The organism is Butyricicoccus sp. AF35-5AC, from assembly GCF_003477715.1.
In the GTDB taxonomy this organism is placed as follows: domain Bacteria; phylum Bacillota; class Clostridia; order Oscillospirales; family Butyricicoccaceae; genus Agathobaculum; species Agathobaculum butyriciproducens.
Window position 1 is genome coordinate 1 of sequence record NZ_QUDX01000010.1, and the last position, 23,462, is coordinate 23,462.

A 23,462-nucleotide genomic window follows, 5' to 3' on the forward strand; every position below is an offset into this window, starting at 1 on the left:
GCGTCCGGTTCTCATGGCTAAGGCTGCTACCGAGTCCTGCCAGGCTGGCGGCGTGTTCGTCAAGGTCGGCGAATAACTCTTCTTAGCATTTCTTTCTTCTCTTTCCATATTTCAAATTAGAAAAGCAGCTCCAAATGCTTTTCATTCCCTCAAATGCAACAGCAAGACAGTTTTAAAGTGACCTCTAAAAGTCAGACAAAATTGTTCAAGCGACCGAAAGGGCTTGCTGCCTGTGAATTACAGGCGGCAGGCCCTTTCGCTTTTCCTTTGCTCTACACCTTCATTCTATATACAATTTGTTATATTTCATCTATATATAACAAAAGAGTGCTGTTCCCTCAACAGCACTCTTTTCCTTAATACTGATACTTTTTCCGTCCCTTGACGAGAAAAAACACCGAAACCATCACGCCGAGCGCCTCTGCTACCGGAACAGCCAGCCAGATGCCGGTTTCCTGCAAAATCAGCGGCAGGAACAGCAGCATCGCCACGAGGAACACAAGCGTGCGCGAAAACGAGATGATCGCAGACACGAGACCATCCGAGAGCGCGGTAAACAGCGAGGACGCGAAAATACTCGTGCCCATGAGCAGGAAGCTGACCGCATAAATCGGAAAGCCGTGCATGGCAATCTCATACACACTGCTGCCGCGCGGCGTAAACAGGGTCAGCGCCGGCTCGAGCGTCAGCCACGAGAGCAAATATGTGCCGAGCGAGCACGCCAGCACGAACGTTATGCAGATGCGGAAGATATGCCTCAGCTGCGGGATATTTTTCTCGCCGAATTTGTAACTGATAACCGGCGCAACGCCCATCGAGAAGCCGAAATACACCGCCGTAAACACAAACTGAAAGTACATTGCAATCGTGATGGCGGCTACGCCGTCCTCACCGCGGTAGCGCATGAACAGCGTATTGAACACGAATGTGGTGATGGCGTTCGCAATGTTGCTGACCATCTCGGACGAGCCATTGCCGCACGCGGCAAGCAGAGTCTGTCCGTCGAATTTGAAGGGCACAAAGTACAAGCTTCCGGTGCGGTTTTTAGTGAAATACACCAAACCAACGATGGACGGCACGCAATAGCCGAGGCAGGTGGCAATCGCCGCACCGGCAACGCCCATGTTCATCGGGCCCATGAACAGCCAGTCAAGCACCACGTTTGTAATGCCGCCGCCCACCGAGGTCAGCAGACCCAAGCCCGGCTTGCCTGCGGTGACGAACAATGTCTGAAAGGCAGTCTGCAGAAACAGCATGGGTGCAAACACCAGCTGAATGCGTGTGTAAATACGGCAGTCTGCCCACTGCAGCTCACTCGTGCCAAGCAGACGCAGGATGGGGTTCAGAAACAGATTGCCAAACACGGCGAAAATCAGACCGATACCCAGCGCAACTGCAATCAGCATGGTGAAGTTGCGGCGCGCCTCGTCTGTGCGTCCCTCCCCCTGCCGGCGGGCGATAATAGCGCTGCCGCCCGTGCCGAGCATAATGCCGGTAGCCATCTGCAGGCAGTTGAGCGGATACGACATATTGATTGCGGAAAGCGCGGTTGTGCCGGCAAACCGCGAAATAAACATGCCGTCCACGATGGTGTACATTGACAGCAGCATCATCATTGCAATGTTCGGCAGTGCGAATCGGAGCAGCGATGCGGCGTTGAATTTGCGCGCAAGCGCGTTATTCTGCTCCATTGCGAATCTCCTTTTCAAAAGAATCGGTAAATTTTCGGGTCATTTCCACCATCATGGCGAACTGCTCAGTGCCCATGGCAGCGGCGGCGCGTTCCTCTGCGCGATACAGACCGCCCAGCTTATCCGCTGTGTAGCGTTTGCCGGATTCGGTCAGGCGCAGCGGCTTTTCCTTGCGGCCGGATACGCTCACCTTTTCCAGATAACCGGCCTGCTCCAGCTCCTGCACCACCGTATGAATTGTCTGCTTGGGCAGCAGGCACATCTGCGCGATTCCTCCTTGTGTCATCTCTGAAAACTGATCTAACATATACAGCACCGTTACTGTACTGGGTTTCATGCCGCTGTGCTTCGCCCAGATGTCGTACAGCTCATCCTGTCGAAAAATACATGCGCACAAGTCGTTCATTTGTCTGCGAAAATCCATAATGCACCTCAATAGTCCTAAATCGTACCACTCCATTATAGTATGATTTAGGACTATTGTCAAGTAAAAGAAAAGCAGACCCGTAAAAGAGTCTGCTTCAAATTTATCCCATCAGCATGGTCCAGAGTGCGCTGAACGGCATGACGAGTATCAGCGCGGGCATGAGATCGACCAGCAGCACGGATTTGATCTTGGAGACACGAAAACCGGCCGACATAGTCAGCACGCCGCCGCACGCGGACAAATCCGCGAACATTTCCGGTGTGAGCACACCGGACAGCAGTCGTCCTGCGATAAACACGCACAGGAGAATCACGCACTGCGGCAGCGGGATAGCACAGATGGCCTTGCCGAGCGTGGACGCGAAGATCATTGCAGTGAACAAGTCCAGCACGGACTTTGCAAACAGCAGATTCGGATCGCCCGCGATGCCCTCAGTCAGCGTGCTGTACCACCCGAATCCCGAGCAGCAGAATAGCGCGACCGCCGTGATGTAGAACTCCATATCAATATTATCCCCGCCGAGGTGCATGGTTTTGACCAGCCGATGAAAAAACCGGCTTGTCCAATCCTCAAGGTGCAGCAGGTGCCCGATGGTAAACCCCACCAGAATCGCCAGCACGACCGCTGTCATGCTGACCGCCTTGATGATGGAATTGATACCGATAGCGATCGAACACATGCCGAACAGCGTCGGCAGGTGCTCTTTCAGGCTGTTCGGCAGGACGTGTCCCAGTGCGGAACCGATCACGCCGCCGGCCAGCACCGAGATACAGTTGACAATTACTCCGATTGGCATAGGATTTCCTTCTTTCTCTTTCCCCTTCTCCTCTATTTCCCATTTTACAGTAGAAAAGCGTCTTTGGCAAGCAAAAGAAAACCGCACAGCCGAAGCTGTGCGGTTTTTGTTGCATTTTCGCTTACTTTTCCACGTTTTCGCAGAAACGCATGAGCATTGCCGCTACTTCCGCGCGGGTCGCGTAGCCCTTCGGGTCCAGCTTGCTGCCGGACTTGCCGGTAACAACGCCAGCCGCATTCGCCCACTGGAGCGCCGGAACAGCATAGCTGCTTACGCTCTGCGCGTCCGTATAGCCGTCGAGGCTCTTCGCGCCGGAAACGTCATACTTCTTGTTCTGTGCGTAACGGTACAGCATAGCTGCCAGCTGCTCGCGGGTGATGTTCACCTGCGGGTTGGTGCCGTCGGATACGCCGTTCGCCTTAGCCCAGTTCATGCCCTTTTCGTACCAGACAGAGCCGCCGGTGGTGTCCTCGCCGGCATGGCGTGCCAGAACCGTCATCAGCATGCCGCGGGTGGTATTAGCCTTCGGAGAGAAGGTATTCGCTGCGGTGCCGTTCATCATGCCCTTGCCGGTTACATAATCAACCGCGGAAGCGAACCAGTCGTTCGCGGAAACGTCGTTAAACGTGGTCTTAGACGGGGTTTCGTCCGCCTTTGCGTAGCTTACGCCAACGGTAACGGCGGAAGCAGGCATGGTGAAGGTGTAAACGGTGTCGCTCTTCTTAACGGTGGAAACGGACTTGCCGGAGCCGTCGGTAACGGTCAGCTTATCCAGCTTGTAGCCCTTGTTCGGGGACAGGGTAATGGTAATGGTAGCGCCCTTTTCCGCGTTGGACGGAGAAGCGTTTACGCCGCCGTTGTTGACCGCCGAGGTGGTTACCTTGTAGGTCGTCTTGCCGGAGGAGGAGCCGCCGGAGGAACTGGAGGACGGCTTGGTGTAGGTAACAACAATCGTGTCGTTCTTAACTTCCTTGGTGCAGTTGCTGCCAACCGTTACATTAGCTTCATCAAAAGTCTTGCCATTGCGATTGATAGTCAGGCTCTTGCCTGCAACCGTAACCTTTTCAGTGCAATTCTTCTGCAGAACGATAGTAGCACCCGTCTGTGCTGCATCGATAGCATTCTGCAGGGTAGTGTACTTATTATTGCCGATTACAGCAACAGACTGCGTGGTCTTGGTAATCGTAAAATCAGAGAAACCGTCAGGATTGATAAACTTTGCAGTGTAAATATTCTTATTTACGCCATCTACCTTTACGGTATTCACCGAAACATCTGCATTGTACTCGTGACCCTTATGCTGTACATACAAACTATCAGTGTTAGTTACAAAACCATCCGGGAGCTGAACCGATACCGGAGTTTCGTTGGAAACCGGCAGCGTATCACCAGTAAACTTCTGTTCCTGATTGTTAGTACCTACGACAACAATATCATACTTCGGAGTAATATTGAGCTTATAGGAATCCGCACTGTACTCCTTAGGCGTTACTTCCAGATATGCGCGAACTTCAACTCGATCTGCCTTTGTGATATTTGTTGCCTTCTCTGTATACTGCTTAGCATCAACTTTGTCTGCAACAACAGCCGCTGCTTCGCTAATCTTCGGTGCTGCAACTACCTTAGCAGCTGCATCAACCTTTGCAACATCAGCTTCATTAACAACGCCTGCTGCGCTTTTAGCCTCTGCTGCACCAACATTCGGAATTACCTCAACATTTTCGTCGAGAATTTCCTTTACCTCAAAAAGGTACGGAGACGCATGCTTTACAGCTGCATACTTATAACCATCCTTGACGCTATCCGCAAGGTACTTAGACGGATTCTCAGTGTAGAGACCACCAGAAATTTTGAGCGATACTGCTGCATTTGTTGCAATACTGCCTGCAAACTTACCATTAGTAACGGTCAGATTACCCGCATTATAATTGCCGTTGTACTTCCAGTTTTCCAGTGCATGATAACCGTCTGCATCAAAAGTACCGCCATTGATGGTTGCAATATTATTATTCTGTACAACAGCCTGCGTAACATTGCTGAACTCGCCGTTATTAATGGTAAGTGTTGCGTTATCATCATTCTTGATGGTGTTGATACCGCCGGAGAATTTACCGTCATTGATAGTTAGTTCCGGTGCAGCATGTCCTACACCCTCAATATAAGCAGTTCTGTCGCCCTTTTGCGTATCAGAATAATTGTAGTAGCCATTTGCTACCAAGCTGGAGAAATGACCGGAAGAGTATACTTCTACACCCTCATTGATGGTCATAACACCATGGTTCAGAATGTTATAATAGCTGTTGCCGCCCGAGCTGGAAGTAGTATTCGCCGCTTCTGCGCTACGAGTGTACTTGCCGCCATTCAGAGTGGTAATACCATTATTGTAAACAGGAGCTTTCGCATTAGTAACATTATCAACAATGCCCTTGCCCTGCACCGTCAGAGTTGCACCCTTGGTAACAGTAATGGTATCGCTCTGAACATTGGTCAGCTTCTTACCATTCAGGTCGAGAGTAATGGTCTGGTCAGCCGGAATAACAACATCTTCTGTTACGTCTTTCAACAGCTTAACGGTTGCGCCGCCCTGTGCCGCTGCAACAGCGTCAGCCAGCGTCTTATAATAGGTATCGTCAATCTTAGCTACTGCATTGGTTTCACCCAGTTGCTCAACAGTGCCGTTCTCGTTCTGAACGTAACCCTCTGCAACATATGCAGAAACATCAGAGGAGAACTTACCGCCAGTGATGGAGATATTAGCAGGTGTATTGCTTACAATAAATCTACCATTAAATGTACCATCTTCAATATTGAGTTGACGGCTCTGTCCTTCACCAATCGTACCACTAATTTCTACATCACCATTGATAACAGAACTGCCCTGAACGGTTACGCTAACCGATGGATATGTGGAATAACGACAAACATCAAATGCAAACGGCCCCGAGCCATAGCCCTTTGCCTTACCTGCATTGATTGTCGAATCCTTAATAACTGTATTACCGCAATTATTAGAGAACGTATAAACCGTTTCATCGCCACCGGTTACAATCATATTTTCCAGTGTCAAATCACAGTAATTCTGAATCATAATAGCCGGTGCGCCATGCCAATCCGGTGTATCATCAGCTGGTTTGGAGCCTTCAGTAGCGCCAACAAACGATCCATTTTTGAAAGTAATTTTGTTATTCTTCAGCAGCTGGCAACCATTTGTTCCCGTACCTGCACTGCCAACCAGTTGACCACCAATCATATAAGTAAATTGATTAAAGTCAATTGTCAATCCCTGCTCAGTAAATTTGCCTTCAGGAACTTTGAAACCATTTCCATTTCCGCCTTTTAGCAACGTGATAGTATCGCCATCATTTGCTGCTTCAATAGCATCCGCTAGCGTTTCATACTTATTACCATCAACTTGAGCAACATATTCAGTTGTGGTTTCCGTATCCGCCGCAAATGCCACCGGTGCCATAGTCAGCACCATCATCACAGCGAGAAAAGCCGATAACAATCTTCTTTTCATGTTTATCCTCCTCAAAATTATTTTTCCGGCAAAAGCGGTGCCGTTTCGCCTTTCCTTTGCGAAATTTGTACTTAGGAAGGTTTTGTGTCTGAGGGCGAGCACCTCAGACACAAGGGTACCCTTGTGCCGCTTTATTGCCTACATCATACCACCGTTTTACATTTTTTGCAATGCCATTTATCACAAAACTTTGTCGATTTTGTGTCGTTTTGGCATAATTATAACTTTTTCATTGCTTTTGCACAATTAAAATTGCCAGCATTTATACATTTTTACCACCGCCGCTTGTATTTTGCGCCCGGTTATGCTATGGTAAACGCAGTAATTTGGAACATTTGTGTTCAACCGCTTCTGAGTCCGTTTTATCGGACACCCGATATGCGATACTCAAAGCATGAAAAGGAGGCATGGCATATGAAAAACGACGATTACGGCTTCTACGGCAAGGGACTTGACGGCTATGTGCACTACCGGCAGGGCATGCAGGAAGCGGCGCGCAATGCACCGAATGCGTCCGGCGGCCGCCGGCCTGTCTCCGCAGAGCAGAAAACAACCGAGCCTGCACCGAAATCCGACGAATCCGGTCAGATCAGCAAGTGGATCCTGCAGCATCCGCTGCATACGGCGTGCATGATCAGCTGGTTTATTGCGCTGACCTGCGTGATTATTGAAAGCCTGGGCGAACCGTCCATCCAGTTTATGACGGCAGCGGCGGTCATCTGCGTGGTTGCCCTGATTTTCCTCGGCATAGAGGTTATCAACTTTATCATCTGGTTTTTCAAAAACTGCTGAGCACCAAAAAACGAGCCGACAGCATGGCTTTCGGCTCGTTTTCTCTTTGTTGCTATACCTGCGGGAAACGCGTATCAGTATCCCTCTGACCGGTTTACGACATTTTTCAGCGGGTTTCCGGTCAAATATCGCTCCAGATTGTCCATGCAGATATGCCAGATCGTGTTCTGCACGTCCGCGCTGCCGCCGAAGCTCGGGCCTGCGATATGCGGCGTGAGCAGCACGTTCTCCATGTCCCACAGCGGACAGTCCGCTGGAAGCGGTTCGGTCTCAAACACATCGAGTGCGGCGCCGCCAAGGTGGCCGTCCTGCAGGGCCGACACCAGATCGTCCGTCCCCGCCAGACTGCCGCGTCCGACATTGACCAGCACCGCGCCTGCTTTCATCGCGTGCAGACGCTCCGCAGTCAGCAGACCTGCGGTCTCGCGCGTGTTCGGCAGACAGCCGATGACGATGTCCGCCCGCGGGAGCAGAGCGTCTAACGCATCGAGTGTATGCGCCTCCTCGAAGTCTGCCGGTACAGCCGAAACCGCTGTGCGCTTCACGCCAAGCACAGCTGCGCCAAAGACTTTCAATCGGCGGGCCACATTCGCGCCGATGTCGCCCATGCCGAGTACAAGCGCGGTCTTGCCGGAAATCGTCTCCGCATGGTCGTATTTTTGCCAGATATGCGCCTGTTTGTTGCTCCAGTACCGTCCAAACGAGCGGTACAGCGCCACCAGACTGCCAATCGCGTACTCCGCGATGATCGTGCCGAACGCACCGGACGCATTCGCCAGCACCACGCTCTGCGGCAGGTTTTCCATGCGCGTGTACTTGTCCGCGCCCGCCCAGGTCAGCTGCAGCAGACGCAGGTTTTCGGTCTGCGCCAGCTGGGCTTCACTCGGCTCGCCGAAAATAATCGCAGCCGCGCGAAGCTGCTCTGCGGTCGGGTGTTCGCCGTTCTCCACGAACGTGAACGCGCACCGCGTACCGAATCGGGTATTTAACGTCTCACGTATGGTCCAATCGCACTGTGCGAGCACCAAAACGGATGTTTTTTCGTTCTGCATTGTGTTTTCTCCGTTATCTGTCAGGATATTTACAATTATATAGTACAGATTTCCGGTTTTCAACAATGGGATAATAAAAAGCATCTGCATGAGCAGACACTTTTCAAATTATTTTTATAATTTCATTTCGCGGTTCTTTCTGCGCAGATGGGTCGCCAGCGCATACAGAACGGCGATATCCTCCTCGTCCAGACCTGTTAAATCCAGCGTCTGCGTTTTTGCAACACACAGCAGATAGTCTGTCGATACCTTGAAAATCTCGGATAATTCGATAATATACTGCGTACTCGGTACATTCAGGCCCAATTCCCACGCATTTACGCTTGACCGTGTGATGCCCAGCCGCTTTGCCAGCGCGGCCTGTGAGAGGTTGTGACTCTCCCGCAGCATTTTAATTCGTTCCCCTATAATCAGCATGCAATCACCTTATTATAGGATATGCCAATCACGATGATATTACGATATCATTATGATATTCATAATTGACATACATATTTCTTCCAGCTATACTAAAGAAGATAACAGGAGGACTGTACATGGTAATCTTACGAATGCTCTTGGTATGTCTGATCATAGCTCTCATACTCCGGGGAATCTATGCTGCCCTTCGTTCCATACTATCCAACAAGTGGCTTCATGACGAGGCACGACAGGATGTTGTACATCTGTTTAATCGAGACTTACCTAAATGGTTAGAAGCAGCTTATACCGCCTTATACCAACATTTGCAGACACAGGGCAGCAAATGTGACTGGAGCATAGAAATTACATGCCCCTCCCATGCTGTTATTGATCGATGCCGTATCAATTTTTCCGGTTCGCAAGGTATTATTCTGGACAGTGCCAATCAGCAATTACTCTATTATAAAACAAAGGATTTGCCGGAATTACATGCCCTTCAATGCACAAATGCCCACCCGTTAGAAGCATTTGAGTGTTTTTCTCTCCCCTACTCCGATATTCTCCAGGCACAGCTTATTACTTCCGCGCACGCCTATACGCAGAGGAAAACGAAAGGCGGGATTTCTCAAGGCACCGCCGAACAGCAGGCCGCCGGGCAAACGGTCTATGACAAATTAGCAATCGTTATTCAAATCAAGAATCCCAATCATCCATATATAGAATTAGACTTTTCTAATCATACCGCGGTATCTGAACTGTGGAAAATTCTTCAGACCTCCGGCATATTAGGAAATATCTTTGAAACCGAGACTAAATTCAGCATTTCATATGCAGGCTGTGATACCGATATCAAGATTCAAAAGCGTTTCTCTGCTATTCCATCGCTTCCATTTGCTCTGACGTCGATCGGACCGGCACAGTTAAATATGTTAAATCAAACCCTGCTCCATCTGGAAGCGATTGCACAAGCTGATCCGTCCGATTCCGCACCTGTTTCATGATTTTCATAATAAAAAAGCGCCTGCTCACGCAGGCGCTTTTTCGATTCATTTACGCATCATTCGACAGATGGAACTTATCGAACGCATAGAACACAAGGCTCATGATCATGCCGACGATAGCGGCGAGGGTCATGCCGGACAGCGACACATCGCCCAGCGCCAGCGTCACGCCGGACAGGCCGGTAACGAAAATGACCGAGGTCAGGATCATATTGCGGTTCTTGCTGTAATCCACATGATTATCAACCAGAATACGCAGACCGGAGGTGCCGATCATGCCGTACAACAGGAACGAGATACCGCCGATGACCGGACCCGGAATGGTCTGGATAAGGGCTGCCAGCGGACCAACGAACGAGCAGATGATGCTCAGCACAGCCGCGCCGCCGATCACGCGCACGGAGTACACCTTGGTGATCGCCATAACGCCGATATTTTCGCCGTAGGTGGTGGTCGGCACCGAGCCGATAAAGCCGGAGATCATGGTCGAGAAGTTATCCGCGAACAGCGAGCGATGCAGACCGGGATCCTTGAGCAGATCACGGCCGATGACCTTGCCGGTGACGAGCTGATGACCGATATGCTCGTTTGCGATAACCAGAAGGACCGGAAGAATGATCAAAATCGCGTTGATGTCAAACTTCGGGGTCTGGAAATTCGGAATGGAGATAAAGCTGGTGTGCAGCGCATCCACAATAGTCTGGGGCTTGATGACTTTGGTAATGACACCCGCGATATAACCGCAGATGATCGCGATCAAAATCGGGATAGTCGAGAAAAAGCCGCGGAACAGCACGCTGCCGAATACCGCAACAGCCAGCGTTACGAGGAACGTGATGACCGTGCCTCTCGTTACACCACTACCGATAATACAGCCGGTTTCAGCCGCCGAGCCTGCCAGCTCAAGGCCGATCAGCGCAACGACCGGGCCCATGGCTGCGGGCGGCAGAACGACGTTGATCCAGTCCGTGCCGCACTTATAGATAATGAACGCGAGCACACAGCCGCACGCACCGACGACAACAAAGCCGCCGAGCGCGTACTGATAGCCCCAGTTCTGGATAACGATGGTCGCCGGAGCGATAAACGCGAACGACGAGCCGAGGTATGCGGGCGCCTTGCCCTTGGTGATGAGGATGAACAGCAGCGTGCCGATACCGTTCATGAACAGCACGATCGCCGGGTTCATCTTGAAGATGAACGGCACGAGCACGGACGCGCCGAACATCGCAAACATATGCTGGATGGACAGCGGCACGAGCAGGCGCGGCGGCACCTTTTCCTCTACCTGAATGATTCTGTTGCTTTGCATCGTTTTTTCATTCCCCCTAAAATATTTCTCTTTTACCAAACCCGTCAGCGGAACAGATTTTTGATCTGCTCCATCCGGGCACACGTCATATTATACCCCATTTCATAGCCCCATTCCAGCTTTTTCACGTCTTTTTCAAAGCTGTTCAGCGATTTTTCCGGCTGAAGGAGTACGGTGTCCTGCGGTTTGTTCTCCGCAAGGCGGTGACAGAAGCAAACTGTCTCGTTGTAGTGCTTGGCACGCTCAAGCAGCACCTTGGGCATTGCCGGATATTTGCGTTTCAGCCACTTTGCGGTGAACTGCACGCCGCGTCCAAGCGTTTTGCGGTAGCTTTCCGGCTGCGTGAGCACGATCAGATTGCGCTCGTTGCCGTCATGCAGGCTGCGCAGAATCGGGATTGGGTCGGCCAGACCGCCGTCGTAATAGGTCTCGCCGTCCATCTGCACCGGTGGGAAGTAGATCGGGATGGCGCAGGTCGCTCGCAGCATCGTGCATGGACGGTCCATGCGCATGCCGTCGAGGTATTCGGCTTTGCCTGTCTTTGCATTGGTGACACCGACCAGATATTTTCCCTGATAGCTGTGAAATGTGTCCCAGTCGAACGGCACAAGCTGGTTCGGGATGGTATCGAACACGAAATCCGTGCCGAAAATGGAGTGGTCGTGCAGCAGGTTGCGCGCGCCGAAATAGCGCTTGTCGCCACGATACTGCCGCAGTATGTTGATGTTGCGCTCACGCTGCCGTGAGAGATACGACGCCGCATAGGTAATGCCGGCGGACACGCCGATGACGTAATCGAACATGATGCCGTTGTCGAGCAGCGCGTCCATCACGCCGCAGGAGAATACCGGGCGGAAGGTTCCGCCTTCTAAGACTAAACCGGGCATAATTAACCTGCCTTTCTTACTATTTTTCTGAAATCAAGAGAGTTTTCGTGTTTTTCGGCACACGCTGTCTGGTGCAGTAAAAATCTACGCTATTTTACAAAAAGACAGACCAACAATCGAAATCATCGGTCTGTCTTTCTGACTCTCAGCGGAAAACCGCCGAGTAAAATGCTATTGAATTAGCCGATCATCTTTGCGGTGCTTACCTTGATGCCAGGGCCCATGGTAGAAGCAATAACGCAGGAACGAACGTACTGACCCTTTGCAGCAGCCGGCTTAGCCTTGATGATAGCACCCATCAGAGCGTCGAAGTTGTCCTGCAGCTTCTCAGCGCCGAAGGAAGCCTTGCCGATCGGGCAGTGGATGATGTTGGTCTTGTCGAGACGGTACTCGATCTTACCAGCCTTGGACTCCTGAACAGCCTTGGTAACGTCCATAGATACGGTACCAGCCTTCGGGTTCGGCATCAGGCCCTTAGGACCAAGCACGCGGCCCAGACGGCCTACAACGCCCATCATATCCGGGGTAGCGATAACTACGTCGAACTCAAAGAAGTTCTCCTTCTGGATGCGCTCCATCAGGTCCTCTGCACCAACGATGTCTGCGCCTGCAGCCAGAGCCTCGTCAGCCTTTGCGCCCTTAGCGAATACAGCAACGCGAACCTGCTTGCCGGTGCCGTGGGGCAGAACGATAGCGCCGCGAACCTGCTGGTCAGCGTGACGGGAGTCAACGCCCAGCTTTACGTGCAGCTCGATGGTCTCATCGAACTTAGCCTTCGCGGTGGAAACAACGGTGGAAAGCGCTTCAGCCGGATCGTACTGCTTGGTGCGGTCGATCGTCTTTGCGCTGTCTACATACTTTTTACCTTTATGCACAATAAATCCTCCTTAAGTGGTTAAGCGGGAACTTGAATAACCCTCCCACTGTATGCGGCAGATAGCCGCAGCTTCGTACAACAAATAAAAACCGGAGATTACTCCTCGACGGTGATACCCATCGAACGGGCGGTGCCCGCGATCATGCTCATAGCAGCCTCGAGAGAAGCGGCGTTCAGGTCGGGCATCTTGGTCTCTGCGATCTTCTGGCAGTCAGCCTTGGACAGCTTTGCAACCTTGGTCTTGTTCGGTACAGCAGAACCGGACTCGATGCCGCAAGCCTTCTTGATCAGAACCGGCGCCGGAGGCGTCTTGGTAACGAAGCTGAACGAACGGTCAGCATAAACCGTAATGATAACCGGAATGATCATGCCGGCATCGTTCTTGGTGCGCTCGTTGAATTCCTTGGTGAAAGACATGATGTTTACACCGTGCTGGCCGAGAGCCGGACCTACCGGGGGAGCCGGGGTTGCCTTGCCTGCGGGAATCTGGAGCTTGATATAACCTACTACTTTCTGTGCCATGTTGAAAGGTTCCTCCTTCAAAAAATGTGGTGGCTGGCGAGTTCCTAATTGGCACGGAACTCTCCCACTTGCCGTAAATGCGGAAATCTATCTTCCGCTCATTGTCACTCGTCGAGAGTTTCAACCTGATCGAGCTCAAGCTCGACAGGGGTTTCGCGGCCGAACATGGAAACGGTTACGTTTACCTTGTTCTTATCCGGCTCAACCGACGATACAACGCCGATAAAGCCTGCCAGCGCGCCGTCGATAACGCGAACACTGTCGCCTGCGGCGTAGTTTACCTCGATCTCGCGCTTTTCCACGCCCATTGCGATGATTTCTTCCTCAGTCAGCGGAATCGGCTTGGAGCCGCCGGACTTGTCCTGACCCAGAAAACCGGTGCAGCCGCGCGTATTGCGAACCAGATACCAGGTTTCATCGGTCATGATCATCTTAACGAGCACGTAGCCCGGGTACAGCTTGCGCTCTACCTCGCGGCTTTTGCCGTCCTTTACCTCAACGACCTTCTCGGTCGGGATGTTGACGGCTTGGATCAGGTCATGCAGCTTGCGGTTTTCGACCGCTTTTTCGATCGAAGAGGCTACCTTGTTTTCGTAGCCGGAGTACGTATGAACAACGTACCATTTTGCAGCGTCTGACATTGTTGCCTCCTTTTAAGTTAGGCGGCGAAATGTTTAAGCAGCGTCTGGACACCAAGACCGAATACGATGTCAAGCACCCAGATGAAAATACCGATGATGACTACGCAGGCGATAACGACCAGCGTGTTGTTCGTCGTCTGCTCACGGGTGGGCCAGACGATCTTACGGCATTCGCTCTTCAATTCGCGGAACCACTTGCCGATACGAGCAAAGAGACCGGGCTTTTTCGCTTTGGTTTCTTCAGCCATTAAGCTACTTCCTTTCCCTTACTTCGTTTCGCGGTGAAGCGTGTGCTTCCGGCAGAAACGGCAGTACTTGTTCATTTCCAGACGATCCGGATCATTCTTCTTGTTCTTCATTGTGTCATAGTTTCTCTGCTTGCACTCGGTGCAGGCCAGCGTGATCTTTACGCGCATAGATAACGGCACCTCCTTTTAATATCTCGCTTCGTTTCCGTATCCCTGTGACACGGCTTGAAGCTAATTGCCTCCCTCTGTCAGCGTTCCGACGTCAACTTTTCAGACACACGAAAAATAGGCGCAAAAAAAGAACCTGCATAGGTGTTTTTAGTATAGCATGTGAGGGATTTGCGGTCAAGCATTTTTTCTGAAAAAGTGCTGATTATTTTCGTTTTTTATGGTATACTCAGGGTAATCACACGGGCAGAAAACACCGATTTGAAAAACTGCCCAAGAAACAGGAGTATGACTATGCGTATTTTGGGCATTGATTACGGAGACGCCCGCACCGGCCTTTCGATCTCCGATCCTTCCGGCTTTCTGGCCGGCTCGCCGAGCGTGATCCACGAGTGGAATTACGCCAAGCTGGTGGACAAGCTGGCGGCCTTCATTCAGGAAAACAAGATTGAGGAGATCGTCCTCGGCCACCCGAAGAATATGGACGGCACGGTTGGCCCTCGCGCCGAAAAGTGCGAGACTCTGGCGAAGGAGCTGGAGGAGCGCACCGGACTGCACGTTGTGCTGTGGGACGAGCGCCGCACGACGGTCGCCGCACACGAAATCCTGCACCGCAGCGGCAAAAAAGAGAAAAAGCACCGTCAGAACGTCGATGCAGTCGCGGCAACGCTTATCCTGCAGGGCTATCTGGATTTTAAGCGCCGCCAGTGATTTCCGGTATATCTATTTATATAGTATCCTTTTTCGGCACCTGTTCCCCGCAGGTGCCGTTTGCTTTTCCAATAACTTCTTTCGATAAGAAACATTTCTTGACGGTTTGGCTTTTTTCTGCTACAATAAGAAAAACTTCAATACTTTACCGTGTGCAAGTCCCGCTGCATGCGGTTTTTGTTTCTAAGGAGAATGATACATGTCTATTCTTTTCAGCCTGCTCACAAACCCGGTCACGATATCCGTACTGGTGCTCTGTGTTCTGTGCCTGACCGGTTTGAATGTGCTGCTGTCCATGCTCATCGCGTGCATCATCGGCGGCGTGGCCGGCGGTATCCCGCTGCTGAACGCGCCCGAGGGCACGCAGACCGTTATGCAGCTGCTGACCGGCGGCTTTGCCAGCAACGCCACGACTGCGCTGGCGTACATCCTGCTCGGCACGTTTGCCACCTGCATCGCCACGACCGGTCTGGCCGACATTCTGTCGAAAAAGCTGTCGCGCCTGCTCGGCGGACACAAACTGGCGCTCATTGGTGTGCTGACGCTCGTTGCCTGCCTGTCGCAGAACCTCATTCCGGTGCATATCGCATACATCCCGATTCTCGTGCCGCCGCTGCTCCGCATGATGAACCGTATGCGGCTTGACCGGCGTGCCGTTGCGTGTGCGCTGGCGTTCGGCCATAAAGCGCCGTATATCACCATTCCGTTTGGTTTCGGATTGATTTTTCAACGCGTTATCGCGGATAATCTGAGTGAAAACGGTCTTTCTGTAACGGTCAAGGACGTTACCGCCGCCAACTGGAGCATTGGCGTTGCCATGCTGATCGGTCTGTTCATCGCCGTGTTTGTCCTGTACCGCAAGCCGCGTGACTACCACGACATTGAAGCAGACACCTCCGCTGCCGAGGTAATTTCGGAAAAGCTCGAGTATCGCCATTATGTCATGCTTGCCGCCGCGATTGTTGTCGCAGTCGTGCAGGTTATCAGTCAGGATCTGGCGCTTTCCGCGCTGTGCGGCCTGATCATCATCATCGCGTTCCGCGCTATCAAATGGAGTGACATTGACGAGCAGATCGAGGGCGGTATCCGTCTGATGGGTCAGATTGCCATCATTATGCTGGTGGCAGGCGGCTACGCCTCGGTCATCAAGGCCACCGGCGGCATTGACGCGCTCGTAAACGCCGGTATTTCCGCCGTAGGCGGCAGCAAGGTTGTCGCTGCGATTGTCATTACGCTCATCGGCCTGCTGGTGACGATGGGCATCGGCACCTCGTTCGGCACTGTGCCCGTGCTCGCTGTGCTGTTCGTGCCGATGTGCAGCTCGCTTGGGTTCTCCACTCCGGCTACCATCCTGCTCATTTCGGCCGCCGCTGCCCTTGGCGATGCAGGTTCGCCCGCATCCGATACCACGCTCGGCCCAACCTCCGGACTCAACGCCGACGGTCAGCACGACCATATCCGCGATACCTGTATCCCAACGTTTATCGCGTTTAATATTCCGATTATGATCTGCGCGATTTTGATGTCGCAGGTGCTGTAAAACAGCACCCCTGCAATAATAATTAAGGTTTAAGGCGCGACGATGAAAAACGCTCGAGATTACTCGAGCGTTTCAGTCTGTCGATAAAGTCAATCTATCGTTTTTACTTTTCGTGCGGCAGCACGCATAAAATAGAATTTGCACAGCAAATTCATCATTCCCGGGGGCATGGTCCAGACCACCCTCTCTTGCCGCTATGCGGCAATTCACCTTGTGTACCTCGGGAATTATACAAGGGACGAAAAATCGTGCCCGTAGGGCGCGGCTTTTCGTCAAGATTCGATTGAAAGCGTGGTTTCAATCGAGAGGCTGCTCGAAAAACGGAGTTTTTCGACAGCCTCAAACGCTCGAGATTACTCGAGCGTTTTATTTTTTATCCACAGCAATGTGGATAACTCGGTGGATAGCTACTCCATCTTTCCATCCAGAATTTCCGCAATATCGTCAATCAGCTGTTCCCAGTCATCCTCGGTGCCCTCGGTCTGCAGAAATCCAGTGCCCATATCGTTGACAAAGGCGTGTCCGATGTCGATATAACTGTCGTAATCCGGCTCATGATAGCCGTATTCCGTGCCGAGCAGCACGATTTCGTCGCATTCATCGCCCTGCAGGTGCGCCATCGCTACATTGAGAAAGCCGTTTTCCGCCATGCTGTCATCATCGTCCGGCGCCGCCCATGCACGCTCCCAGTATTCGTCCTCATCCTCGTTGAACAGGCCGTCCTTGTAATAGTCCAGCTCACGCCGAATGCTCTGCTTGAGAAAATTTCGGTCCATATTGTTCGCTCCCCTTTTCTCTGTTTTGCGACTTTATTATAGCATGTGCAACTCGTTTTTCAAGTCGGTAAATTATCCACAAACTTGTGGACAAATTTGTGCGCAATTTCTTTTCATACACGCTCCGCTGTGCTATACTGCTGACAGAACCATCAGGCGAACCGAGGGACGCAGCATGAAAACATTAGGCATTGACATCGGCACCACAACGATCAGCGCGGCTGTGCTCGAGGACGGACAGTTTCTCGCCAGCGAAACGCGGTCAAACGGTGCCTTTATTTCGTCTGCGCTGACGTGCGCACGCGAGCAGGACGTGGAAAAGATCACGCAAACAGCACTTGCTATTGTGCAAATGCTGTTTGAACGCTATCCGGATATTCATTCCATTGGCGTGACCGGGCAAATGCACGGCATTCTGTATGTGGACGCGGACGGCAATGCCGTCAGTCCGCTGTACACCTGGCAGGACGCACGCGGCAGCCTGCCGCACAGCAAAACCGAAAGCTGGGTGCAGTATCTCACGCGCGAGACCGGATGCCTTGCCGCAGTCGGTTTCGGTCTGGCAACGCACGCGTACAACCTTGCCGCCGGACTTGTGCCGCCCGCCGCCGTCACCTGCTGCACCATCGGTGACTACCTTGCCATGCGGCTGTGCGGATTGGCTGCGCCGCGCATGGATGCCAGCAACGCCGCAAGCATCGGCTTCTTCGACGCGGAACGCTGTGCTTTCGACCAAAACGCTCTGCAAAAAGCCGGTATCGACCCGAACTTTGTCCCGCAGCTTGCCGCCGAGCCGGTAATCGGGCACTTCCGGAATGCGGCTGTCTGTGCCGCCATCGGTGACAATCAAGCCAGCTTTCTGCGCGCGGTGCGCGACAAAACCGCCGAAATGCTTGTGAATGTCGGCACCGGCAGTCAGTTTTCCGTGTTTACGCCGCACTATCTGCAGGCAGACGGCTTAGAGACCCGTCCCATGCCGGGCGGCGGCTATCTTCTGGCCGGTGCTTCGCTGTGCGGCGGACGCGCTTACGCACTGCTCGAGCAGTTTTTCCGCTCCACCGCGTCCATGCTCGGCACAGAAACGAACAGCTGCTACGACGCAATGGCGCGTCTGCTGGATGAAAATCCGCGTCCGGATGATGTGCCTGCCGTCTGCACCCTGTTTGAAGGCACGCGCGCAGACAGCAGCCTGACCGGCAGTATTTCCGGCCTTACAACGCACAATTTCACGCCTTTACACCTGATTTACGGCGTGATGGACGGCATGGCCGACGAGCTGCATCGAATGTACACCGCGTATCGGCAGGCCGGCGGCACGCCGAAAAGGCTGATCGGCTCGGGCAACGGCCTGCTGCAGAACCGGTATCTGCAGCAGCGCTTTGAGTCTGCCTTCGGCTGTCCGCTCACGCTGTCCGACGGCCGCGAGGAAGCTGCCGCAGGCGCGGCGCAGTTCGCTGCGGAGCAGCAGATTTGACAGCAGCAAGATTATTGAACAAGTCGTATCATCAATATTTTGAATTTCGTGCGTTAGTGCGCATGAATAGCGTTTGCTTTGCAAATGCCAAAAAGTCAGGGCGTGTACCTGCAGGGTTCGGAAAGGATGGAACGCTATGCAAGCCTTCAAAAAAGTCAATATGGAAAGCTGGCCTCGCCGTGAGCACTACCGCTACTATACCGAGGCTCTCAAGGTTGAATTCAATATGACGGCGCCGGTGGATGTGCAAAACCTGCTCCGTTTCTGTCATGCACACGGCTGTAAATTCTACGCAGCGGCGATTTACTGCGTCACCAAGGCGCTGGGCCGCATCGAGAACTTCCGCATGTTCAAAAACGCGGACAACGAACTCTGTGTCTGGGATAAAATCGTGCCGAATTTCACGTTCTTTCATCCGGATGACTGCACGTTTTCCGACTGTTGGACGGACTTTTCCGAGGATTTCCCCACGTTTTACAACGCCATTACCGCGGATATGGAGACCTATAAGGATGTCAAGGGCATCAAGACCAAGCCGAATCAGCCTGCGAATTTCTACTGCGTATCCTGTACGCCGTGGACGGCGTTTACCGGCTGCGGCAGCCGCGTCGCGGACGGACAGCCGGCGTACTTTCCCATCGTTGTCATGGGCAGATACGAAAAATGCGGCGAAAAGGTCAATATGCCGGTCAATATCACCATTGCACATGCGGTGGCAGATGGATACCACGCAGGCCTGTTCTTCCGGTATCTGCAGGAGGAACTGGATGCTCTGCACTGAATGTACAAAAATCCACGCTTTTCTTTGTGAAAAGCGTGGATTTTCTCATTCATCCTGTCCAAATATTGCCCCATCCAACATCAGCACATCCTCCATCGGAATCACCGTGCCGTCTGTCAGGGTCAACCGCCGCGTGAACTCATCCGCCTTTTTGACCACACCGGAAACTGTGCGGTATGCACCGCCGGATTTGCGTTCATCCGGCACAAAATAGGTAATCTCCACCTCGGGTTCTGCATCGAGCACGGAAAGCAGCAGCCGATACCGCTCGTTAAGTGCGGTCAGCATGGTCTCGTCCAGCTCGATTTTGCGGTCGGTCAGCCGCGCTGTCTCACGGATAACACCGGCATACCCGGTCAGCGCCGCAAACGGCGAAAACTGCGCCGCACGGTCGCTCATGGGCATCTGCGGACGGGTTGGGGAGACATGATGCGGCAGATTCATAATCCCGGCGTATTTTCGATTGTCGATTGCGGACATACTTCACCTGCTTTCTTCGACTGCGTTTCGTCCAGAAAAATCCACAGCAGCTCATGTGCGTCTGCGGAACTCCGGTCGGCCATGGTGATTTTGAGATGTACCCGGCTGCCGTCCCGTATCTGATAGGTCATCTTCAGCGAACCATGCGCCGCAATCTGCTCCTCTATATAGCTGTAATCCAACAGCTTTGCAAATTCGTCATAATACTCCGGATGAACCAGTTCGCGGCAGTACTCACGCACGGAAGACATAAACGCATGATGATTATTCTCCAGCATGGTCTTAAAATATGACGGAACATAGATATACCGACAGGTATCCTGCTTGGCATTGACCATGTACACTCCCCTGTAAAGCGGCGCGATGGCCTGCAGAAAACGGGTAACATCCTGCTTTTTGATGAGTAGCTGCTCCAGCTTGTCATCGATGATGCGCATTTGACGGATACCGCCGTTATTGCGGTAAAACTCCATCTTATCATGCCGCATGGCCGTTTCAGCCCGATTGACCGTCTCGTTCAGCGTCTGTCTGTCCGTGCTTTCAGACACGCCGACCGAGACCTCATAACCCATCTCACGGATTGTGTGACGGAACGCCGCAAGGCTTTCTGCAAGCTCCTCCGGCTGACGCGCCGGACACAGCAGGACAAACTCATCACCGCCGATGCGGTACGCGCAGTCGTCCGGGAAATACTTCCGAATCCCGTCCGCAATCGAGCGCAGCATATGGTCGCCGGCCTCATGTCCCAAGTGGTTGTTGATCTCATGTAGGCCGACGGCATCCATGTAAATGCAGGTCAGCCGCGCATAATTCGCCAGCTGAAAGACCTTGAGATCGTGCTCGTACTTGCAGCGCGTGTACAGATGGGTCAGCACATCATGATTATAGTAGTCCTCGGAATGGTCGGCTGTGTGGTGCGACAGCTGCAGCTCCTTCTCACCGAGCACGATGGACTGACCGTTCTCACCGTTCTTGAGTGAAAGCGTGATTTCCATATTTTCATCCAGAATCATATCATCCGGATATCGTTTTTCCAAATATTCCGCTACCAGACGCAGGACATTTCCGGCGTGATAGCCTTTTTCGCAGATAATTTTCATTAGCTTCTCCGTATGCAGCTGCCTTGCGGCTTCGCAATCCTTCCAGAAAAGATATATTTCCCATATTATTGTGAATATATTATATTTCCTTTGATTGCCATATACAAGGGTGACTGCCTGAAATGTCGAATTTTCGACATAGAACGTCAGTGGAGAGGCAGAATCAGGCAATTCATTTACATTGCCTGAGGCTGTCGAAAAACTCCGTTTTTCGAGCAGCCTCTCGATTGAAACCACGCTTTCAATCGAATCTTGACGAAAAGCCGCGCCCTACGGGCACAATTTTTCGTCCCTTGTATAATTCCCGAGGTACACGCCCCCGGGAATTATGAATTTGCTATGCAAATTCTATTTTATGCGTGCTGCCGCACGAAAAATAAAAACGATAGATTGACTTTTTCGACAGACTGAGGCAATGCATTTACATTGCCTTAGCATGTTTTTCCGATTATGCGTTATGCCCGCCGATTTTTCCGTTTCGCTCGATGGCAGTCGCACCTTCCTCAAGGTTCATGCCCTTGAGCAGCGCGTTTTTGCCGTACTTGCTCTTGATGGCAAGCGCCGCCTGCTGCAGCTTTCGTTCCCGCTCGAGTGCGGTCTGCTCTGCCCTCCGGCGCTCCTGCTCGGCAGCATAGTCGGTAAACAGGTCAAGCTGCTCACACCGAGCCGGCTGGGGTGCGTCAGATTCCGGAAGGATGTGATCTGCCACCAGATACATGCGCCGGATGAGCAGATTCGGGTCGATAATACGGTCGAACAGCGTGGTCGCTGCGTCCATGAGCTTTCGCGTAGACGAGGTCAGTTCTCCGAGACTCTGCGTGCCGTGTGCAGATTTTGGAAGCGTGCGCCCGTAGCGATCGGTCTCGGTCTTGCCGTGATAGTGAATCCGCCGTGCCGGATCGTTCAGGTTATCAATATCGTACCCGACGGTCAGCACAAGCCGGTCGGTGACAAAGCCCTTGCTCACCAGATCGAGTACCAGCTGATCCGCCATTTCGCGGACAACCAGACGTGCCTTGTCCGCTGTATACGGACACGCAAGCACCTGCCCGGTGCTGATGCTGTTGGTGCTCGGCTTGTAGGCTTTGATATCCGCGACCGTGCACGGCTCCCATCCCCACGCATGGTCGATGAGCAGCTCCGCATTTTTACCGAACAGCTTATACAGCAGATCCTCGTTTTTCTCCGAGCACAGCGCGATATCGCCCATGGTGCACATGCCGTACTGCTCGAGTTTTTTCGCGGTGCCTCGTCCCACACGCCAGAAATCGGTGAGCGGCTGATACGACCACAGCTCGTGCCGGAATCTGCGCTCGTCCAGTTCGGCGATACGCACGCCGTCGCGGTCGGCGGGAACGTGCTTGGCGACAATATCCATCGCCACCTTGCACAGAAACAGGTTGGTGCCGATGCCCGCCGTGGCCGTGATGCCGGTGGTGTTCAGCACATCGAGAATGATTTTCCGCGCCAGCTCACGCGCGGTCAGGCCGTAGGTCTCAAGGTAGCCGGTCACGTCCATGAACACCTCGTCAATGGAGTACACAACCATGTCCTCCGGCGCGACATATTTCATGTAAATGGCATAAATCCGGCTGCTGTACGCCATATAATGCGCCATATGCGGCGGTGCGATGATGAAATTCATCGCAAGAGACGGGTTGTCCCGCAGTTCCGCAGCAGAGTAAGACGCGCCGGTGAATGTGTGCCCGGGCGCACGGCGCTGCCGCTCGGCGTTGACCTGCTTGACGCGCTGACGTACCTCAAACAGCCGTCCGCGGCCGGAAATGCCGTAGCTTTTCAGCGACGGCGTGACTGCCAGACAGATGGTCTTGTCCGTGCGGGTCTCGTCCGCGACAACAAGGTGCGTGTCGAGCGGATCCAGCCTGCGCTCCCGGCACTCCACGGAGGCATAGAAGGATTTCAGGTCGATGGCAAGGTAGGTGTGGGATCGCATGGTTATGCCTCCTTTCGGCATGTCAGTCAATCAGATAACGATTTTGTATCAGATATTGGATATTCGGGTTATCCATAGATAATTTTCCGGTAACACAGTTCAAATAAGCAAGTAATATCTGTAAATGTGTTCTATATAAGGTTACGGATAGATAATTATCGTCTAGGGCAATACCGCATAATTGAACAAGAGCGATTTGCGAATAAATTTTGCGTACTTTTGTAAAATACATTATAATTTTACCCTTTTCAAGAGAACACCGTCAAGAAAAACCGTCCTCTCCTCCCAGTATTCCGCAATCCTATGGATA

The 23,462-nt window shown here is 52.4% G+C and carries 23 protein-coding genes; 6 read left to right on the forward strand and 17 right to left on the reverse strand.

Features of this window, described 5'->3' with window-relative positions:
* Window positions 1-356: 356 nt before the first annotated feature.
* The 4 genes from DWZ82_RS11680 to DWZ82_RS15705 form a co-directional block, all read right to left on the reverse strand.
* Window positions 357-1,691, reverse strand: coding sequence for an MATE family efflux transporter (locus DWZ82_RS11680; protein WP_118480998.1), 1,335 nt, complete (start codon window positions 1,689-1,691; stop codon window positions 357-359).
* Window positions 1,678-2,115 carry a MarR family transcriptional regulator gene (locus DWZ82_RS11685; RefSeq protein ID WP_158575223.1) on the reverse strand — a complete coding sequence of 146 codons (438 nt, stop codon included), beginning with the start codon at window positions 2,113-2,115 and terminating at the stop codon, window positions 1,678-1,680. Before DWZ82_RS11685 ends, DWZ82_RS11680 begins: the two co-directional genes overlap by 14 nt.
* 103 nt (window positions 2,116-2,218) lie before the next feature.
* Window positions 2,219-2,914, reverse strand: coding sequence for a DUF554 domain-containing protein (locus DWZ82_RS11690; RefSeq protein ID WP_118480999.1), 696 nt, complete (start codon window positions 2,912-2,914; stop codon window positions 2,219-2,221).
* Window positions 2,915-3,035: 121 nt separating this feature from the next.
* Entirely contained in the window at window positions 3,036-6,434 is a 3,399-nt protein-coding gene (locus tag DWZ82_RS15705) for an S-layer homology domain-containing protein (RefSeq protein WP_243022946.1), read from the reverse strand.
* Between the two features lie 414 nt (window positions 6,435-6,848).
* On the opposite strand from DWZ82_RS15705, the gene DWZ82_RS11700 reads away from it, so the two are divergent.
* Window positions 6,849-7,226, forward strand: a complete 378-nt coding sequence (locus DWZ82_RS11700) for a hypothetical protein (RefSeq protein ID WP_118481000.1) — start codon at window positions 6,849-6,851, stop codon at window positions 7,224-7,226.
* A 74-nt stretch (window positions 7,227-7,300) separates the two neighbouring features.
* Here DWZ82_RS11700 and DWZ82_RS11705 read toward each other — a convergent pair whose 3' ends face one another.
* Both DWZ82_RS11705 and DWZ82_RS11710 read right to left on the reverse strand, forming a co-directional pair.
* A complete protein-coding gene (locus tag DWZ82_RS11705) occupies window positions 7,301-8,278 on the reverse strand; it encodes a D-2-hydroxyacid dehydrogenase (RefSeq protein ID WP_158575225.1) in 978 nt (325 codons plus the stop codon).
* A gap of 114 nt (window positions 8,279-8,392) precedes the next feature.
* Window positions 8,393-8,695: a helix-turn-helix domain-containing protein gene (locus tag DWZ82_RS11710; protein WP_192924468.1), complete on the reverse strand. Its 303-nt coding sequence runs from the start codon at window positions 8,693-8,695 to the stop codon at window positions 8,393-8,395.
* Window positions 8,696-8,814: 119 nt separating this feature from the next.
* Here DWZ82_RS11710 and DWZ82_RS11715 point away from each other — a divergent pair, with 119 nt between their 5' ends.
* On the forward strand, window positions 8,815-9,681 hold the full coding sequence (locus tag DWZ82_RS11715; protein WP_118481002.1) for a hypothetical protein: 867 nt from the start codon (window positions 8,815-8,817) through the stop codon (window positions 9,679-9,681).
* Window positions 9,682-9,730: 49 nt separating this feature from the next.
* Here the strand turns inward: DWZ82_RS11715 and uraA are convergent, their stop codons facing one another.
* The 7 genes from uraA to rpmG all read right to left on the reverse strand — a co-directional run bounded on the left by uraA (window position 9,731) and on the right by rpmG (window position 14,336).
* A complete protein-coding gene (uraA, locus tag DWZ82_RS11720; protein WP_118481003.1) occupies window positions 9,731-10,993 on the reverse strand; it encodes a uracil permease in 1,263 nt (420 codons plus the stop codon).
* Window positions 10,994-11,037: 44 nt separating this feature from the next.
* On the reverse strand, window positions 11,038-11,880 hold the full coding sequence (locus tag DWZ82_RS11725) for a patatin-like phospholipase family protein (protein ID WP_118481004.1): 843 nt from the start codon (window positions 11,878-11,880) through the stop codon (window positions 11,038-11,040).
* A gap of 179 nt (window positions 11,881-12,059) precedes the next feature.
* Window positions 12,060-12,755, reverse strand: coding sequence for a 50S ribosomal protein L1 (gene rplA, locus DWZ82_RS11730; RefSeq protein WP_110435835.1), 696 nt, complete (start codon window positions 12,753-12,755; stop codon window positions 12,060-12,062).
* Window positions 12,756-12,853: 98 nt separating this feature from the next.
* Window positions 12,854-13,279, reverse strand: coding sequence for a 50S ribosomal protein L11 (gene rplK / locus DWZ82_RS11735; protein WP_118481005.1), 426 nt, complete (start codon window positions 13,277-13,279; stop codon window positions 12,854-12,856).
* Window positions 13,280-13,383: 104 nt separating this feature from the next.
* Complete coding sequence (gene nusG, locus DWZ82_RS11740; protein WP_110435833.1) at window positions 13,384-13,920, reverse strand: transcription termination/antitermination protein NusG; 537 nt, start codon at window positions 13,918-13,920, stop codon at window positions 13,384-13,386.
* Between the two features lie 17 nt (window positions 13,921-13,937).
* Entirely contained in the window at window positions 13,938-14,168 is a 231-nt protein-coding gene (gene secE / locus DWZ82_RS11745) for a preprotein translocase subunit SecE (RefSeq protein WP_110435832.1), read from the reverse strand.
* 18 nt (window positions 14,169-14,186) lie between these two features.
* Window positions 14,187-14,336 carry a 50S ribosomal protein L33 gene (gene rpmG / locus DWZ82_RS11750; RefSeq protein ID WP_110435831.1) on the reverse strand — a complete coding sequence of 50 codons (150 nt, stop codon included), beginning with the start codon at window positions 14,334-14,336 and terminating at the stop codon, window positions 14,187-14,189.
* 294 nt (window positions 14,337-14,630) lie between these two features.
* Between rpmG and ruvX the strand changes: the two genes are divergently transcribed.
* Window positions 14,631-15,047: a Holliday junction resolvase RuvX gene (gene ruvX, locus DWZ82_RS11755; protein ID WP_117491465.1), complete on the forward strand. Its 417-nt coding sequence runs from the start codon at window positions 14,631-14,633 to the stop codon at window positions 15,045-15,047.
* A 199-nt stretch (window positions 15,048-15,246) separates the two neighbouring features.
* Window positions 15,247-16,587: a Na+/H+ antiporter family protein gene (locus tag DWZ82_RS11760; protein WP_118481006.1), complete on the forward strand. Its 1,341-nt coding sequence runs from the start codon at window positions 15,247-15,249 to the stop codon at window positions 16,585-16,587.
* A gap of 407 nt (window positions 16,588-16,994) precedes the next feature.
* Here the strand turns inward: DWZ82_RS11760 and DWZ82_RS11765 are convergent, their stop codons facing one another.
* On the reverse strand, window positions 16,995-17,363 hold the full coding sequence (locus DWZ82_RS11765) for a hypothetical protein (protein ID WP_118481007.1): 369 nt from the start codon (window positions 17,361-17,363) through the stop codon (window positions 16,995-16,997).
* Window positions 17,364-17,538: 175 nt separating this feature from the next.
* Between DWZ82_RS11765 and DWZ82_RS11770 the strand changes: the two genes are divergently transcribed.
* Window positions 17,539-18,837: a sedoheptulokinase gene (locus DWZ82_RS11770; protein ID WP_118481008.1), complete on the forward strand. Its 1,299-nt coding sequence runs from the start codon at window positions 17,539-17,541 to the stop codon at window positions 18,835-18,837.
* A gap of 136 nt (window positions 18,838-18,973) precedes the next feature.
* Complete coding sequence (locus DWZ82_RS11775; protein ID WP_118481009.1) at window positions 18,974-19,618, forward strand: CatA-like O-acetyltransferase; 645 nt, start codon at window positions 18,974-18,976, stop codon at window positions 19,616-19,618.
* A gap of 45 nt (window positions 19,619-19,663) precedes the next feature.
* Here the strand turns inward: DWZ82_RS11775 and DWZ82_RS11780 are convergent, their stop codons facing one another.
* From DWZ82_RS11780 to DWZ82_RS11790, 3 genes are all read right to left on the reverse strand, one after another.
* Window positions 19,664-20,098, reverse strand: coding sequence for a hypothetical protein (locus DWZ82_RS11780; protein WP_118360871.1), 435 nt, complete (start codon window positions 20,096-20,098; stop codon window positions 19,664-19,666).
* Complete coding sequence (locus DWZ82_RS11785; RefSeq protein ID WP_118481010.1) at window positions 20,059-21,198, reverse strand: GGDEF domain-containing protein; 1,140 nt, start codon at window positions 21,196-21,198, stop codon at window positions 20,059-20,061. The genes DWZ82_RS11780 and DWZ82_RS11785 overlap by 40 nt, the downstream gene beginning before the upstream one ends.
* A gap of 448 nt (window positions 21,199-21,646) precedes the next feature.
* Window positions 21,647-23,152 carry a Y-family DNA polymerase gene (locus DWZ82_RS11790; protein ID WP_118481011.1) on the reverse strand — a complete coding sequence of 502 codons (1,506 nt, stop codon included), beginning with the start codon at window positions 23,150-23,152 and terminating at the stop codon, window positions 21,647-21,649.
* Window positions 23,153-23,462 lie beyond the last annotated feature (310 nt).